The sequence below is a fragment of the Trichormus sp. NMC-1 genome (assembly GCF_001858025.1).
Taxonomy (GTDB): domain Bacteria; phylum Cyanobacteriota; class Cyanobacteriia; order Cyanobacteriales; family Nostocaceae; genus Anabaena.
Window position 1 is genome coordinate 450,572 of record NZ_LZQD01000001.1, and the last position, 17,284, is coordinate 467,855.

The 17,284-nt window shown below is 36.9% G+C and carries 12 protein-coding genes and 2 pseudogenes; 7 read left to right on the forward strand and 7 right to left on the reverse strand.

The window, feature by feature from the left end:
* From menA to A9Y75_RS02000, 3 genes and pseudogenes are all read left to right on the forward strand, one after another.
* A partial coding sequence (gene menA / locus A9Y75_RS01990; protein WP_071187734.1) for a 2-carboxy-1,4-naphthoquinone phytyltransferase occupies positions 1-857 on the forward strand: 857 nt, incomplete at its 5' end.
* Positions 857-1,816 carry an o-succinylbenzoate synthase gene (locus tag A9Y75_RS01995; protein WP_071187736.1) on the forward strand — a complete coding sequence of 320 codons (960 nt, stop codon included), beginning with the start codon at positions 857-859 and terminating at the stop codon, positions 1,814-1,816. The genes menA and A9Y75_RS01995, both read left to right, overlap by 1 nt.
* Positions 1,801-3,132: pseudogene (locus tag A9Y75_RS02000) on the forward strand (2-succinylbenzoate--CoA ligase); the annotation flags it as partial. The gene A9Y75_RS01995 and the pseudogene A9Y75_RS02000, both read left to right, overlap by 16 nt.
* 416 nt (positions 3,133-3,548) lie before the next feature.
* On the opposite strand, the gene A9Y75_RS02005 reads toward A9Y75_RS02000, so the two are convergent.
* From A9Y75_RS02005 to A9Y75_RS29250, 6 genes and pseudogenes are all read right to left on the reverse strand, one after another.
* A complete protein-coding gene (locus A9Y75_RS02005; protein WP_071187737.1) occupies positions 3,549-3,998 on the reverse strand; it encodes a thioesterase family protein in 450 nt (149 codons plus the stop codon).
* Between the two features lie 317 nt (positions 3,999-4,315).
* Positions 4,316-5,047, reverse strand: a complete 732-nt coding sequence (locus tag A9Y75_RS02010) for a hypothetical protein (RefSeq protein ID WP_071187739.1) — start codon at positions 5,045-5,047, stop codon at positions 4,316-4,318.
* A 118-nt stretch (positions 5,048-5,165) separates the two neighbouring features.
* Positions 5,166-6,257 (reverse strand): T3SS effector HopA1 family protein, encoded by a 1,092-nt coding sequence (locus tag A9Y75_RS02015; RefSeq protein WP_071187741.1) that lies wholly within the window; start codon positions 6,255-6,257, stop codon positions 5,166-5,168.
* 30 nt (positions 6,258-6,287) lie between these two features.
* The gene (locus tag A9Y75_RS02020) at positions 6,288-7,526 is read right to left on the reverse strand and encodes an aminoglycoside phosphotransferase family protein (RefSeq protein ID WP_071187742.1); all 1,239 of its coding nucleotides are present in this window, start codon (positions 7,524-7,526) and stop codon (positions 6,288-6,290) included.
* Between the two features lie 813 nt (positions 7,527-8,339).
* A pseudogene (locus A9Y75_RS25985) lies at positions 8,340-8,492 on the reverse strand (TMEM14 family protein); the annotation flags it as partial.
* Between the two features lie 26 nt (positions 8,493-8,518).
* Positions 8,519-8,845, reverse strand: coding sequence for a TMEM14 family protein (locus A9Y75_RS29250; RefSeq protein WP_071187744.1), 327 nt, complete (start codon positions 8,843-8,845; stop codon positions 8,519-8,521).
* A 77-nt stretch (positions 8,846-8,922) separates the two neighbouring features.
* Between A9Y75_RS29250 and A9Y75_RS02030 the strand changes: the two genes are divergently transcribed.
* The 3 genes from A9Y75_RS02030 to A9Y75_RS02040 all read left to right on the forward strand — a co-directional run bounded on the left by A9Y75_RS02030 (position 8,923) and on the right by A9Y75_RS02040 (position 13,554).
* A complete protein-coding gene (locus tag A9Y75_RS02030) occupies positions 8,923-10,251 on the forward strand; it encodes an ATP-binding protein (protein ID WP_236721304.1) in 1,329 nt (442 codons plus the stop codon).
* A 461-nt stretch (positions 10,252-10,712) separates the two neighbouring features.
* Complete coding sequence (locus A9Y75_RS02035; protein WP_071187752.1) at positions 10,713-12,035, forward strand: tellurite resistance TerB C-terminal domain-containing protein; 1,323 nt, start codon at positions 10,713-10,715, stop codon at positions 12,033-12,035.
* A gap of 193 nt (positions 12,036-12,228) precedes the next feature.
* Entirely contained in the window at positions 12,229-13,554 is a 1,326-nt protein-coding gene (locus tag A9Y75_RS02040) for an ATP-binding protein (protein WP_071187754.1), read from the forward strand.
* 14 nt (positions 13,555-13,568) lie between these two features.
* On the opposite strand, the gene A9Y75_RS02045 is transcribed toward A9Y75_RS02040, so the two are convergent.
* The gene (locus tag A9Y75_RS02045; protein WP_071187756.1) at positions 13,569-14,960 is read right to left on the reverse strand and encodes a serine/threonine-protein kinase; all 1,392 of its coding nucleotides are present in this window, start codon (positions 14,958-14,960) and stop codon (positions 13,569-13,571) included.
* A gap of 141 nt (positions 14,961-15,101) precedes the next feature.
* Between A9Y75_RS02045 and A9Y75_RS02050 the strand changes: the two genes are divergently transcribed.
* Positions 15,102-17,264 (forward strand): DEAD/DEAH box helicase, encoded by a 2,163-nt coding sequence (locus tag A9Y75_RS02050; RefSeq protein WP_071188787.1) that lies wholly within the window; start codon positions 15,102-15,104, stop codon positions 17,262-17,264.
* The last annotated feature ends 20 nt before the right edge of the window (positions 17,265-17,284 follow it).

Here is a 17,284-nt window from a genome sequence, read left to right on the forward strand (position 1 = left end):
TGGCGGCAATCAAACCGCCGATGTACAGCGTTGCTATTATGCCTATATGGGTAGGTTCAGCGGTAGCATTTGCGGAAACAAAGATTCTTAATCCCACAATATTTTCAATATTTATTGCAGCCGCAATTTTAATTCTGGCTTGGGAAAATATCAGTAATGATGTTTTTGATGCTGAAACAGGTATTGATAAAAATAAACATCACTCCCTTGTAAATTTGACTGGTAACAAGCAGTTAATGTTTTGGCTAGGAAATATATGTTTAGGTTCGGGTTTGCTGGGGATAATAGCGATCGCACTTTTACAACAAGACCCAACTGTAATTGGTATCATTCTGCTATGCTGCGGCTTGGGCTATATGTACCAGGGACCTCCCTTTCGTCTAGGATATCAGGGTTTGGGGGAAATTCTCTGCTTTTTCGCCTTTGGCCCCTTGGGAACCTCAGCAGCATACTACAGTCAAACTCAAACTTGGTCAATCACTAATTTAGCAGCTTCGGTGATTGTTGGCATTGTTACTAGTTTAGTTCTATTTTGCTCACACTTTCACCAAGTTAAAGATGACATAGCGGCAGGAAAGCGATCTCCTATTGTTCGCTTAGGTACTCAAACAGGTGCTAAAGTCTTAGTCTGGTTCACTGCTAGTATCTATCCTTTCAATCTTTTATTCGTTGTATTGGGAATTTTTCCAATTTGGACTTTGTTAAGTTGGGTAAGTTTACCCTTTGCTTTCAAATTATGTCGCCACGTTTTAGAAAATCACAACCAACCAGACAAAGTGAGTAACTGTAAATTCATCGCTGTTGCTGTGCATTTTTGCAGTTGTTCGCTGTTGGGTGTAGGATTTATGCTGGGGTAATGAATTATCAATTTTCCTGGCGTGCAATTAATCACAAATTCACTCGTCCTGTAGTGACAAATCATGGAATTTGGGAAATCCGCGAAAGCATAATTATTCGCCTAATTGATGTTACGGGTAAAGTTAGTTGGGGAGAAATTTCGCCTATCAGTTGGTTTGGTTCGGAAACAATTGCACAAGCTTTAGATTTTTGTCACCAACTACCAAAAGAAATTACATCAGAGATAATTTTGGCGATTCCTGATCACTTACCAGCTTGTCAATTTGCTTTTGAATCAGCCTTATCAAGATTAGGTGAAAAATCTGCATCTATCGATATTCAAAATCTCACCTATAGTGGTTTATTATCAGCAGGAGAAGCCGCTTTAAATCAATGGCAAAGTTTATGGGAACAAGGATATAAAACCTTTAAATGGAAAATTGGTGTAGATAATATAGCCCAAGAATTAGAAATCTTTAATTTACTAATTCAAAACTTACCCGATTCGGCAAAACTACGTTTAGATGCTAATGCTGGACTCAACTACCAAGAAGCAAAATTATGGCTACAAACTTGCGATAATTTCCAACCAAAAATAGAATTTATCGAACAACCTTTAGCTGTGAATCAATTTACAGAAGTATTAGAATTGAGTAATTCATATTCTACAGCAATTGCTTTCGATGAATCTGTCGCCACCTTACAACAACTCGAACATTATTATCAACAAGGTTGGCGAGGAATTTTTGTGATTAAACCGGCAATAGCTGGTTCACCTTCTCAGTTAAGAAAATTTTGTCAACAACATAATATTGATACAGTATTTTCATCTGTATTTGAAACCCCAATTGCTAGACAAGCCGCATTGCAATTAGCCGCAGAATTATCTCTAAATAATCGTGCTGTTGGTTTTGGTATTAACCACTTTTTTACACAACCAGATTCAACCTTTCCTCAAAGTCTATGGAAAAAGCTTTAGACTATTTACAGAAAATCAAAAATCATGATTGGCTAATTAATAATGATAGCCAAGAATTTCAGCAAATAGCAAATAAATTATATTTAGAATTAACTGAATTATCGAAGAAAACAGCACCAAAAATTATTTTAGCTGAACGAGAACCAGTGCGATTTTTAGCCAGCTTTATCGCCGCTTGTGCTGCTAAATGTCCGGTTTTTCTCTGTAATCCCGACTGGGGAAAAGATGAATGGCAACAAGTTTTTAATTTAGTCCAACCAGATATAGTTTGGGGAGTGGCTAATAATTGCGTACAATCGCCAATCACCCATTACCCATTACCAATTACCGATGCCATTATGATTCCTACTGGTGGTTCATCGGGAAAGATTAAATTTGCAATTCACACTTGGGAAACATTAACGGCATCTGTACAAGGATTTACAGAATATTTTCAAATAGAAACAGTTAATTCATTTTGTGTATTACCATTATATCATGTTAGTGGTTTAATGCAATTTATGCGAAGTTTTCTCACTGGGGGAAACTTATTTATTAGCACATTTAAAGAAATAGAATCTTGTCAAAAATATAATCTTGATTATTCAGATTATTTTATATCTTTAGTACCCACACAATTACAACGCTTGCTAGAAAATCCCCAATCAACTCAATGGTTATCTCAATTTGAAACAGTGCTTTTAGGAGGTGCGCCAGCATGGGATGAACTGCTAGAAAAAGCGCGATTTCATCACATTCGTCTAGCACCTACCTACGGGATGACAGAAACCGCTTCTCAAATTGCTACTCTTAAAGCAGATGAATTTCTCAAAGGTAAAATTAGTAGTGGAAAAATTTTACCCCATGCCCAAATAACAATTCATCATCTCACAGGCAATATCAATATTCAATCTAAATCTCTGGCTTTAGGTTACTATCCACAACTTTGGGAAAATCAAGATGATTTTTCTGTAGATGATATTGGTTTTTTAGATGAAGAAGGCTATTTACATATTAGCGGACGTAGCAGCGACAAAATCATTACAGGTGGTGAAAATATTTACCCAGCAGAAATTGAAACAGCAATTAGAAAAACTAACCTGATTATTGATGTTTGTGTAATTGGCATACCTGATAAACAATGGGGACAAGCATTAACGGCAATTTATATACCCAAAGACTCGAATACTTCTACCTTAGAAATTCAAAACCAACTCAAAAATCAAATTAGTAACTTCAAAATTCCTAAATATTGGATTTCCCTACCAAACTTACCCCGAAATTCCCAAGGTAAAATCAACCGTCAACAGGTTCAAGAAATTGCTGAGAATTTTCTGAGAACCAAATACAGCAGGAGTCAGGAGTCAGGAGTCAGGAGTCAGGAGTCAGGAGTCAGGAGTCAGGAGTCAGGAGTCAGGAGTCAGGAGTCAGGAGTCAGGAGTCAGGAGTCAGGAGTCAGGAGTCAGGAGTCAGGAGTCAGGAGTCAGGAGTCAGGAGTCAGGAGTCAGGAGTCAGGAGTCAGGAGTCAGGAGTCAGGAGTCAGGAGTCAGGAGTCAGGAGTCAGGAGTCAGGAGTCAGGAGTCAGGAGTCAGGAGTCAGGAGTCAGGAGTCAGGAGTCAGGAGTCAGGAGTCAGGAGTCAGGAGTCAGGAGTCAGGAGTCAGGAGTCAGAAGTAAAACTGGCGAATGTGTATAGGGTTCAATCTAGATTCTGTACCTCATTGATCTGCAATCTGCTGTAATTACAATTAGAAATTATACAATTTCCTCCCGCAACTTTCTTCTCTCAGCCCCCTCAGAGTCTTTACGATTAGTTTCCAACCAATTGCTGATATAATCAGGCAACTCTTGCTTGATTCTGCTACTGACATCAATACAAACATGACGAGTCATAGCTTTAGCAACTATTACCTCATCCACCGTAATTTCATAGGTAATTTCAAACTTATCCACACCTATTTGTTGGGATAATAATTTAATTACTAGCTTGTCGCCACAATACATTGGGCGAAAAAAATCTACATTAGTATGTACAATTGGAAAAGCTACAGATGGATTAGTGAAAAAAGTTTTCAAATTGATACCAAGAGCGATTAGTGATTCTTCATAAGCTTCGTGGCAAATTCCCAAAACATTGGCAAAATACACTACTCCAGCAGCATCAGTATCTTGAAAACGCACAACCCGGTGATAATTGAAAATCATAAGATCAAGATTCCCAAATCAAAACACAAAGCAGGCAAGATGCCTGCTCTACAAATTTATTGTACTTTACTTACAAAAAAAGGGAACAGGGAACAGGGAATAATGGAAAATTGGTGTAGATAATATAGCCCAAGAATTAGAAATCTTTAATTTACTAATTCAAAACTTACCCGATTCGGCAAAACTACGTTTAGATCAGTGTCATTATTTCAATCTCATGTTTTTAAACATGAGTTTTTTCTGTTCCCTGTTCCCTCTGAAAGCAAATTTTATTGAAATAGACCAGATTGTAGAAATGATGTGTGAATGGGTTAACCCTACTTTTCAGAGATATAAATTTTTAGATTAATAATTTCTTTCAAACTGCTACAGTAAGTTAGCAGCGCATAGATAAAAGTTACAATTCCTATCATTTCCAAAAATTCTTCAATCACTATGCCAATTGCCGTTATTATGTCACGCCGACCAAAATATTCTCTTAAAAGCCCATTTATCATTTCCATACCCAGAGATCCGCTTACATAAGAAATTGCAAAAAAGAGGAATAAATATTGAGTTTTCTTAGGTAAATCTAGGAAAAATTGGAAATATTTAAATACAAAAAATATAACCGCAGGAATCCCAAATATAACCCAGGTGTGAAAAAATATGGGGCTTAAATTAAATTGTTCTCTTAGTGATGGAATAATCAAAATTTCGTGGAAACTAAAGGCTTCATCTATGCTGAAAAAAAGAAATATTAAAGATAGATTTTTCCAATAAATAAAATACCTATCTGTCTTTTTAATTACAGTAATTACTGCTAATAATCCCGAAGAAAATAATAATATGAACGATGAATACCAAGCCGGGATATTTAACTCTGCATCCAGGCTAAAGAGATCGTGAAACCATTTTGAGCTTGGAAATGGGAACTCGGAAACCCAGAAATAAGCACTTATAACGCCAGTTAGGGTAAGACCTAAAATTATAATAATTAAACGTTGTGTAATTTTTTTAGCAGAGATATAAATTGGTAACTCTACATCAGGAGTAAATGACTGCGGCATATAAATCTTTTAGTAATATTCTTAACATTAACACAAAACTTTAAACCTAAAAAATTCCCTAGATGAGGAATGTTGATTGTATAAATTATCATTTGTTCTATTCTTGCTGGAGTTCAGACTACCAGTGCGATAGGGGTTGGTATATATCTTCAGAAGCAGGATTAAGGTAAGGACGATGCACGTCAACCGAATGCTGTGCAAAGTGTTCGTCAATAATCTGTATTCGCTCTTCAATGGCATTTTTACCTTTTTCCCAAGCTTCCAATAAAGCATTAGCGACAATTTGACAACGGTTTAGTCCAAAACTTTCCTGTGCCGCAAATTTGTGGTTTGGTTCTTCGGCTAAACTCAATCCCGGAGCTAAAAATTTGGTAAATAAGGGTATTTTTGGCTGAAAATAACTTTGATGCTGTTTATAAACAGCTTGTAGCATTTTGTGAATTATGGGGTAATCTTGTCTTTCAAAATGGAGTACTCCTGCGTCATAGCGCCCGTATGCAGCGGGATTATAGAGAACCTGAAAGCTAAAGGGAATTTCTGTATTATTTAGTTGTTGTGTCAAACTCTCCATCAGAGCGATCGCACCCGATGGCGTAAAATTAAAATAAATCCGCCCTACTCCTAAATCAGCATTTGGTGGATTTGGGCGCTCTTGTCCTACATTGCTAACCGCCACGTAACAGCCATTTTGCAAGCGGTTTTTGGGCATCCATATAGCAATAAAATCACCCACTTTGGCAGACTTTCTCCGAGATTTGAGATAGCATTCTGGCTCAACATACAATGTCAAACCATTTTTAGTGACAGCTATAGTCTTATCAGGTTCTAATCGTAACACTTGCCAATTAGGATCATAGTGACCAGTACCGTGATTACTCTGGTGCAGTTGCTCATAGAAATCCCAATCAATCCCCAAGCTGGAATTTTGCTCTAAAGGGTAACTTGTGTAATTTATAGCAGCGGTATTTGCTACTGAAGTTGTTTGTAACGAACCGTTATAATAGATACCGTGGAGAAAATTACGCAGTAGTAAAGCTAAATATTTCTGTTGTAAAGCGGGCGAGTTTTGTTGAAATCTATTTGCTACTGTAGTTGGCAAAGAGAAAGGTTGATAATTGGGATGATGAATACAAAAGTTAGGCTCAATCTGGATATTAGCAGCAATATCAAACAAAGAATTTAGGATTTGATTAGTAGAATCATCTAGCATTAATTAATTTGCGCCTCAAAGTTTACAATACTAACAACCGCGTAGACGAGTTTTTTCGTAATAAATCCGCACTAATTGCTGTTCTTTTTCTGGTTTATGTAGTGTTTTAAATCCGGTTACAGATTGAAGAATTTCTGATTCCGAAGCACCAAAAATAGTCAGCACAGCTTGTTCAGGCATAGTTAGTAAACTTTTGGCAACTTCGAGCATACACAGATTGGTATTATCAAAATATTTACGGTTGTTCATCATCTCTTGAATTTGATGAATCAGTGCCAACCCCGTAAATTGAATAACACGCAAAAGAAAGTTTTGATTGTAGTCTAAAATCATGGGGAATCCATGAAGATAAGCGCGAATAATAGCCAAAATTGAAGGTTGTACAACTTCCAGCGGTATCATCGCTAAATGCAAAGATTCTTCTAATTCTAGAGTAGGATCTACTATCAGACTCGAAAGCCAAATTTTGATATAGCTTGCTAGTATAGTGCCTAAATCAAAAGCTGGATCTCCCCAAGCGCAAGCTTCCCAATCAATTAACCGCACTAAACAATTATCTAGCTGCTCCCAACGAGAATGAACCAAAATATTGTGCAACTGCAAATCGTTGTGAGTTAAACAGCAAGGATTCCATTCATAGGCCAAATCTGCAATTGCGAATTCTAGACTTTCATAGCCCTGATAGAGAGCATGAAACTTGAGTGCTTCAGTGGGAATTGTGCCAAAAATATTGGAACTAATTGAGCCTATACCTTGAGCCGGATTGTAAAAATTATAACGAAACTGACCTTGGGGCGCAGTTTCCATAAAATCACGATACTCTCGCTGTTGGAAGGTTGTCCGATGTAAACCTGCTAATGCCGTACCAATAGCTGTAGCAATTTCTAGAGGGAAAATGCTGTTGTTTTGATAAAAATTTCCTAGCTCTACATATTCGCTGAGGTAGCTAAGAACAAGGATAGAATTTTCTTCATCAAAATCCAGTACTAATGAAGCGAGCGCGGAAATATTACCCAGAACTGGAAACTGTTGCAACAATTGGTGAAACAGCCATTCATTAAAAAACTCATGATGGCTACTACCCAAATTAATCTGCCGTTTTTGTTTTACTAAAAGTTTGCGATTATCTGTCAAAGTTACCAGAAAATTACGATTTATGCGGCTATGTTCTGGTAGCTTAGATTCATATGATGCGCCATCTTCTGCGCTACACAGACCCACCTTGTGCAGATGCTGGATAACATTTTGAGAAGACAGTGATAACAACATTTATTATTTCCTAGTTTCTTAAATTGATTGATTCAGAGAATTACCTATGCCGAAATTTACTTAGTGCGAGTAGTATTAGGGCGATACTAACGAAATTACAAATATCAAGAACTATTTCTAATATCTACTAATATCTCATTTGTATTCACAAAACCTGCCAAACTGGCAAAATATACTTTATCTTTTCTTTAAAATTTACTGAACATAACATAGAATTTTCATACTTTTGATTCACACTTTTGAGAATTATCAAACTGGTATGTAGTACTCCTAAGTGATTGGTGATAGCTGGCGTGGCGTAAGCCATAATTACTTGTGGAAAGAAGCAACAAGGGGCAGATTTTATCACATATCATTGAGGACGGCTACATATATATTTTTGTAGTTAATGTTATTGGCTCGGAAGTATTTATCCTGTCAAGGCTCTGAACAGCAAATAAGCTAGGTAAAGGTGTATTCTAGCCGTTAGGAATCCCAATGGCAATAAAAGATACACTTAGGAGATAAAGTACGATTTATTCATCTGTATGCTAACTAGATTAAGCTCACTATATTACACCCATACTCTAGTGATCGCAAGTTCTGTTACAACTATCATGTATGTCATCACTATGTAATTTGTAACAAAAGTAATTTTCCACCCTGCTAAAACAGCAGTACTAATATAATTACTGGCATCAGGGAGATGTAACTTGTGGCTGAAACACTGTTACATAGTTAAAACAGCAGGAGGTAAGAGGAACTGAAGTTTTTCATGCGTTATTGTGAACGCAGTTGATCAAGGTTGAAGGAAGTCTGGATAAAATGAGGCGGCTACTTAGAGACGACAATTTGATTGACCAACACCGTTAATGCCAGCATCCCCAAAATAATCATCAATCCCGCTGGCATGAATTTACGTGTTTTAACTAGTCGCAACGCAAAGAAAACTACTAAAATACCAGTAATAACAGCTGCTAAAGTCAAGAAGACATGGGGACACGGGGACGCTCTTATACCCCATGTCTAAAGCCAAGGGATTCCAGCAAGGAATGTCTTTTTTCTTCTCCACGACTTGTAGTCGGGGGCTTGAAACCATTTGCGTCGAAAGTCGGACACAGGCGACTCTCCGCGTCGCCGCGTCTCCCACTCTCCGCGTCCTCTTCAGTCAAACCCCAGGTTTGTCCCTGAAGTTGGCAGTAAGCAGAAAAAATTAGTAACAAACCGCTAATGCTACCACTCAATAAAGAAACTTTACTTTTAGCCTGAATGTAGCCAATGATGCCACCTACTAACGATAAAATGCCGTAGCCAAAAGCGGCAACTATACCTAAATTCATTGTTACAACCTATGTAGACTTGGATTTTACTTTCAGGGTCAGTAGAAAATTACAGTTGATTGATGGATAATCAAGCGATGCCTACGGCACATACTTCGTCTTATACCAAAGTTCAATTCCTCCAGCGTCAAGCCTCCTCTCTTTTACTTTACCAATCCGTTCTCCAAGGCGAAGTAGCGATCGCATTTCTTGAACTGTTACAAGCCATACGTTACACTGACGCAGATGGGCGAGACTGTCTCAAAGCCTACGGTAGCTACTTCCAAGCTTTAGCTGCCAGCAATCAAACTTGGGAGGAATACTTAATTAGTCAAATTCTCATCGCTGATAACCCGTTTAGCAAATTGGCTCAACAGCGAGAATTTACTCATTTACCCCCAGCTTTAGTAGCAGCAGCCCAGAATGATTTGCAAAGATTGCAAAGCCTCTATGAATGTAACAGCGCCATCTTAAGCGAGTGGGTGCAAATTGTCGCTCATTTACCAGTTTCCCCCGTTGTGTGGTATCAAGAGCCAGAAAAGACAGGATTTGACCAAGGTTTGCTGGCCTCGCTCCCCCAATTAGAAACTTGGGCTGATGCGGTAGAAGATTTAGCAGCTTATTATCGACAATATGGCACAGGTTTATTTGCAGAATACCGGGCTTTTCGCTGGCAAGCAGGACAGTTTGTGGGTATCCGCTATGCTGATCCGGTAAAGCTAAGTACACTGGTGGGTTATGAGTGGCAAAAAGATACTCTGTTAAAAAATACAGAATTTTTATTGTCAGGAGAAGCAGCACTGCACGTATTACTTTACGGTAGTCGTGGTTCTGGCAAATCTTCATTAATCAAAGCTTTGTTAAACGAATATAGTCACAGAAACCTGCGTTTGATAGAAGTTGCCAAATCAGAACTGCAAAATTTACCTAAAATTGTCGAGCATTTGCGGGGAGTGCCACAAAAATTTATCATCTTCGTTGATGATCTTTCCTTTGAAGATGATAATGATGCCTTTAAAGCCCTAAAAGTAGTTTTAGAAGGCAGTTTAACCGCTAGACCCCAAAACACAGTTGTTTATGCAACTTCTAACCGTCGTCACTTAATTCGGGAGTATTTTAGTGATCGACCTACCCCTAAGGATAATGAAGAAGTCCATGCTTGGGATACAATGCAGGAAAAGCTATCATTTAGCGATCGCTTTGGTCTGACTTTAACCTTTGAGGCCGCAGATCAAAAAACTTATTTACAAATTGTTCAACATTTAGCAGCACAAGCAGGTATTAATCTCACTCCCCCAGATTTAGAATACCAAGCTTTGCAATGGGCAACTCGTCATAATGGACGTTCGGGCAGAACAGCACGTCAATTTATCGACTTCTTAAAAGCAGAGTTAGCTTTGTTTGGTGAAAATAACCATAGCTTGTAGTCAACTTACTAGTGTAGGCTAACAGAAATATAGCAGGAGTCAGGAGTAAAACTCTCTTGTAGTGAAAGTTTCATTATCAATTGATGTCCTAACCGCCCTGTCCGTTGCTGTAACTAATCAATAAAACCCTGTAAAAAAACTTTTATTGCCCATAATCTGGTCTTCTGCTTTCTTGCACTAGTGACGGCAATTTTAACTACTAACAGAATTATGTAAACATACAGCAGGAGCGAGAAAAAACAAACTTTATATAGCAATCCTAAATGAATTCATGAAAACTTTCTGTTCCCTGTTCCCTATTCCCTATTCCCTGTTAAGAGTTCCCTGTTCCCTTCCCATGACTTACGTCACGCTACGCGAACACCGATAAATTCTCAACTCAAATAGGATCGCTATATCTGACCTTGGCAAAAAAATTGTACTTCCAACCCAACCATATAGTTAATAAAATGTGAGCAGTAATGACATTAGTAAAACATAATTCTGAAAACTTTAATACACTAAAAACCAGCAAAATGCAATCAGCAATAATCAGTAATCGCTTAATTCTAGGTATAGCCGCCTTTAGTGTGAGTTTTGGTCTAAGTCTCGTCCCCAACTGGGATTTTACTAAAGCCTTAATTACAGGTACAATTACTGTATTAGCTACTTATTCAGCCGCCTTATTTGTTGATAAACGACGCAGAAATTATGAAATGTTAGTGTTAAGTTCTCTCCATAGAAAAATTAGAGAACGGGAAGGATTAAAATCTCGTATTGCTAGAGAAATAAAACAAATAGAAGAGCATCGTACTATTCTTTATAGCGAATCACAACAACTGCAAAATCAAATCGCCGAATGTCGTAATCAAAGAGATAGTCTCCATCGAGAGTTAGGAACTTTCGCAGGACAAAAAAAGCAATTAGAATCAGAGATTAGTATTTTAACAACTGAACTTCACAACTTAGAAAATATTACAGAAGACTTAAAAAATAACTGTTCTACCCTCGCAGCTGAAAAACGCCGTCTAGAATTGAATTGTCATGGTTTACGCTCCGATATCACTCAACTACAAACTCAAGTCGAAGAGTTTCAAGAAGAAAAACAGGAAATCGAAAGTAATTTAACTCTGTTAGGAAGACTCAAACCTCAACTAGAAGAAAAACTATATGAACTACGAATTGAATTACAAGAAATAGAAACGAAGGTTGTCCAAGAAAATAACTTATTAGTCGATACAAAAACAACTAAAAGAAATTTAGACAATAGCTTGATTTCTTTACAAAACCAGACAGCAGCCCAACAAGCCGAACTCAACCAAATCCAAAATCAAGTTTCCTTATTACAAAGCGAACGGGACTTGTTACAAAGTCAAGTTTGGGAATTACTCCAACAAATGGAAACCCTCAATCAGGAAACAGTGAATGAAAATATCCAAGAAGAAGATATTGATTTGTTTCCTTTTGATCAATTACTCGAACCTCTATCACTTGTAGATTATGAACCCAACACCTCAGATAATTTACCCACAGAATGGACTGATTTTCTGGAAAACCTGCCAGCATATGAAATCCAGGTATTAAAAGCCATAGTTGAGCAAGATAATCCCAAGCCTATCATTAAACAAATTGCCGAAGCCAACATTACTATGCCAAATCTATTAATTGACTCCATCAATGAAATCGCCAATAATACTATTGGGGAACTAATTATCGAAACGGAACAAGAAATTCCCGCCATTTATCAAGAACATATTCCCAACGTCAAAAAAGTAATAGCAATCTATGAAAAGCCTAGCAACTAAATTTGTTTTATCCAATTAAATAACTTTCTCAAAGTAGTAAACCTGGCACAAGAGCGATAAATCGCTCACTACGAGCATTTATATTACATTTAATCCTGATTATAAAACCTAGACACAAAAAGACTTTTTAGACTGTCAACTATTATATACTGGCTATTTACATAAGCATTGAAAATCGATTAAAATCAACTACATGATAAAACCAAAAATTTCAAAAAAAGTATCCACAGCTTTAATTAACTCCCTGGGTGCAGGAGTAGTTCCTAGAATCGGAATTGAACATATAGCAGTAGGCCGAGAAAAAGAACTTAATAGCCTATTAAACAATCTTAACGATATTGCCGAAGGTGTAGCCGCATTTAGGTTTATAATTGGTAACTACGGCTCTGGTAAAAGCTTCATGCTGCAAATGATTCGTAACCGTGCAATGGAGCAAGGATTTGTAGTTGCTGATGCTGATTTATCCACTGGACGTAAACTAGCAGGAAGCAACAATGAAGGTTTAGCAACTTATCGAGAATTGATGAGTCGTCTCGCTACAAAAACTCGTCCTGACGGTGGCGCTTTAATTTCTATTTTAGAAGGATGGATTAATAAAATCCAGCAAGAAGTAGCTAAAGAACAGGGAATAAATCCCAATGACGAAGGTTTTGATGAGCAAGTAGAAGCAAAAATTCGAGAAGTAGTTCACTATATTGAAGACTTAGTTCATGGCTTTGATTTTGGTACAGTAATTATTGCTTATTGGCGCAGTTATCGTTTAGATGATGATGAATTAAAAAATGCGTCTTTGCGCTGGTTGAGGGGAGAATTTAATACCAAAACTGAAGCTAAAGCCGCATTAGGAGTACGGGTGATTATTGATGATGATAGCTGGTTTGATTATATCAAACTCTTAGCGAAATTTGTAGCGGAAATAGGCTATAAAGGAATGTTGATTTTAGTAGATGAAGCCGTTAATTTATATCAAATATCCACGACAGTTACTCGTGAAAAGAACTACAATAGACTGTTAGCAATGTTCAACGACACCATGCAATGTAAAGCCGACAATCTGGGTATTTTCATTGGGGGAACCACTAAATTTTTAGAAGACCCAAATCGGGGACTTTTTGCTGACCAAGCTTGGCGTAGACGCACAAAAGAAAGTCGTTTTTCTACCCAAGCAGGTGTACAAGAATATATGAGTCCAGTGATTCGACTCAATCCTTTAACTGAAACAGAAATATTATCACTTTTGCAAAGATTAACAGAAATTCATGCGCTCAATTTTGCTTATGAAAAGACTTTAACAAATAGAGAATTAAAGGAATTTGTCCAAGAAATTATCAGTCGTTTAGGTGCAGAAGCTTTACTAACACCAGGAGAAATTATTCGGGATTTTATTAGTGTCTTAAATCTTCTCCATCAAAATCCAGAAATTAAATTTACTGAATTGATTCATGGTTCCAACTTTAAACCTACTACTGTAGGTGATAGCGAAAATACAGATGGAGATGCAGCTGAATTTAGTTTGTGATTAAAGCATTTTTTTTAACTTCTAGTAATTGGTAATTCTAGCCAATTGCTAATTTCTTCAGCTAACCAATCAAGTTCTAGAGTACTGATAGCAAAAGTATTATTTTCACCAGTATGAATTTTATACTTTCGCATTCCTGACCAGATAATTAAACAAGCTTGAGGTTTATTGTTGTAGTAAGTATGAGTTATCTCTAAGCGAACAATATATTTTTTCAGACTAGGAAGTGGATAATGTCGCTCAATACCAAACAATTCATAATATGAAGAAATGTGTGTCCTATTGATATGCAGGATTTTATTCCCAAAAAAGCACATACAGATGACCAGAAATAATATTAAGAAACTCACTGGAATCAGCAGAGGTGAAATGATTTTAAACATCGGCAAAAGCATTAAAAATGAAAGCGGAAAAACTAGCTGACAACACCAATTCAACATCATCACTATTTTGGAAAATCCACCCACTGGAGGGATGATAATTTCCAGAAAATCAGCATTTTTATGCAAGCTCACCTTACTCCCAAATGGTTTTCCTAAAACTGAATTAGATATCTTAACTGGAGTGTGAGTTTTATTTTTAGGTAGCTCTAAAGCTTTTAAAGCCTGTTCAGCAGAAGCCAATCGTTTACTCAAAATAGGTTGTGTCATCTTCCGCAACCAACTGCTAAAACCAGGACTAATATTAGCTGCTGTTTCAAATTTAATGACTAAATCTTGTTGCGGTAAATCTGCTGGATGTTCACCTGTTACTAAGTAAATTAAAGTTGCACCCAAACCATAAAGATCAGAAGCAGGAGTAGCTTTACCATTAAATTGTTCAGGGGGCATATACCCATAACTACCAACAACAGTCATTGTGCTGTTTGTTCTAGCAATAGTTTGCACTGAGCCAAAATCTACTAAATAAACCTCACCGACATTATTACCAGAACGATTCGTCAACAGTATATTACTAGGCTTGATATCGCGGTGAATTACAGGTGGTTGACGACCGTGTAAATATTTAAGAATTTCTAGTATTGCTGTCGCTAATTGTTTAACTTCTTCCTCATTGAAACTACGTCCTGCTTTCAGTTGTGTTTCTAAAGATTCAGCGGGAATATAACTTTGAACGAGCGCAAATCCTTTGTAGTCAGGAGTATCTAACTCAAAGTAATCTAGGTAACGGGGAATTGCAGGGTGGGAGATGGTTTTCAGAGTTTCAGCTTCACGTTCAAACAGCTTCAAGTCGTGCCATTGAAATTCATCATTAAATAAAAGTAGTTTCACTACTACTAGTTCCTGGGTTTGCAAATCACGAGTCAGCAGCGTCTTCCGTCCTGCTTTTTTGCCCAGTTGCTGCTGTACTTCGTAGCGTTCGCAGAGCGTCTCTTTGGCAAAATCACCTAAATCTTGATTTGTCATTTTGCAGTTTTTTAGAACTTTTTTATTTTTAGAAGTTTACTCCTTGTTACTAGATTACTGTAAGCTTACTTAAACTGCCAACAGGCATCAGACTCAGTGCTATTTCTGGAATTATTATTACATCTGAAATCCCAAATTAATATGAGTAACAGCACTTTTTCTAGACTTGCACCCTTCATTCAAGAATATATTTATCTTCACAATTGGACAGAATTACGACCAGTGCAAATTGCTGCTTGTGAGGTGATATTTGAAACAGATGCTCATTTACTAGTTGCTGCCGCTACAGCTGCGGGAAAAACCGAAGCCGCATTTTTACCAATTTTAACTTTATTACACGAAAAACCAACTACTACAATAGGTGCATTGTATATTAGTCCCATCAAAGCTTTAATAAATGACCAATTTACACGCCTTAATGACTTATTAAAAACCGCAGATATATCTGTATATTCTTGGCATGGTGATATTAATCAAAGTCTTAAAAACAAACTTTTAAAAAATCCCCAAGGCATTCTGCAAATTACACCAGAATCTCTAGAAAGTTTATTGATTAACAAAAATAATGAGTTATGCCGACTCTTCGCTGATTTGCGTTTTATCATCATTGATGAAATTCACGCTTTTATGGGTTTAGAACGTGGTGATCAAATTATTTGTCAATTGCAGCGTTTAGCAAAAATCACGAAAATACAACCACGCCGCATTGGTTTATCCGCAACTCTTGGTGATTATTCAATGGCTGAAAAATGGTTAGCTTCGGGAACAGATAAGCCAGTAATTACACCCAAAATTGAAGTAGGGAAACGCCAAATCAAATTAGCTGTAGAACATTTTTTTATTAATAAAGATGTGGAAACATCAGATTATGAAAAATATATTTTTAATATCAGTAAATCTCGTAAATGTTTGATATTCGCTAACAACCGCACCCAAACAGAATCTATCATTTCTTCTCTACGCCAAATAGCTAAAAAAGAAGGATTTCCAGACATATATCATGTACATCATGGCAGCATTTCCGCCAGTTTACGACAATCGGCAGAAAATGCCATGCGTGAACCAAGTCATCCCGCTGTAACTGCTGCCACATTAACCTTAGAATTAGGTATAGATATTGGTGAATTAGAACGAGTCATACAATTAGAATCACCTTTATCTGTTGCCAGTTTTTTACAAAGATTGGGACGCAGTGGCAGAAGAGGTGAATCGGCAGATATGCGTTTTGTTTGTGCAGAAGAACAACCATTATCAGAAGCTTCTTTACCCGAACAAATCCCTTGGCAACTTTTGCAGTGTATCGCTATTATTCAACTTTATTTAGAAGAACGTTGGCTAGAACCAATCAAACCGATTAAATATCCGTTCAGTTTACTTTATCATCAAACCATGAGTATTTTAGCAGCAACTGGGGAGCTTTCACCCGCTGCTTTAGCTAAACAAATTTTTAATCTACCACCATTTGCGGCTATTTCTCAAGCAGATTATAAGTTATTACTACGATATTTAATTGATATTGATCATATTCAAAAAAATGAACAAGGTAAATTAATGATAGGTTTAGCTGGAGAAAAAATAGTCAATAGATTTCAGTTTTATGCTGTCTTTGCTGATAGTCAAGAATATGCCGTTAAACAAGGGGCAACGGAAATTGGTAGTATTGTCACACCACCTCCTGTTGGTAATCAATTTGCTTTAGCTGGAAGAAGTTGGGAAGTTATAGAAGTTGACTTTCAAAAAAAGGCTATTTTCGTTAAACAAGCTGAGGGTAAAGCTACTATTTATTGGCGTGGTGCTAGTGGTACTATTCATACCCGAATTTTGCAACGTATGCGGCAGGTTTTATTAGAAAATACAGAATATAGCTATTTACAAAAAAATGCGATCTGCCGATTACAGGAAGTTCGCCAACTAGCACAAAATGCTGGATTAGATCAACATAATATTCTGCTATTGGAAAAAAATAAATGCTGTATATTTCCTTGGATAGGTACTGTCGCTTATCGCACTTTAGAAAGATTGCTTAACTCTTTTTGTCGAGAATCTTTAGAAATTAGCAGTATTGGTGGGATAAATCCTTATTATTTGACTTTAAAATTAGGGAAAAATAAATTCTCATCTGTTTATCCAGAAATTTATTCTTTATGTGAGCAAAGAATCACAGCAGAACATTTGGTTAGTCATGCGGAAGCACCAGAATTACAAAAATATGATAAGTTTATTCCCGATCAACTTTTAAGGAAAGCTTTTGTGAATGATTATTTAGATATGGAAGAACTAAGACAACAGATTTTACTTTGGTAGATGGAGAAAACTTAAAGTGC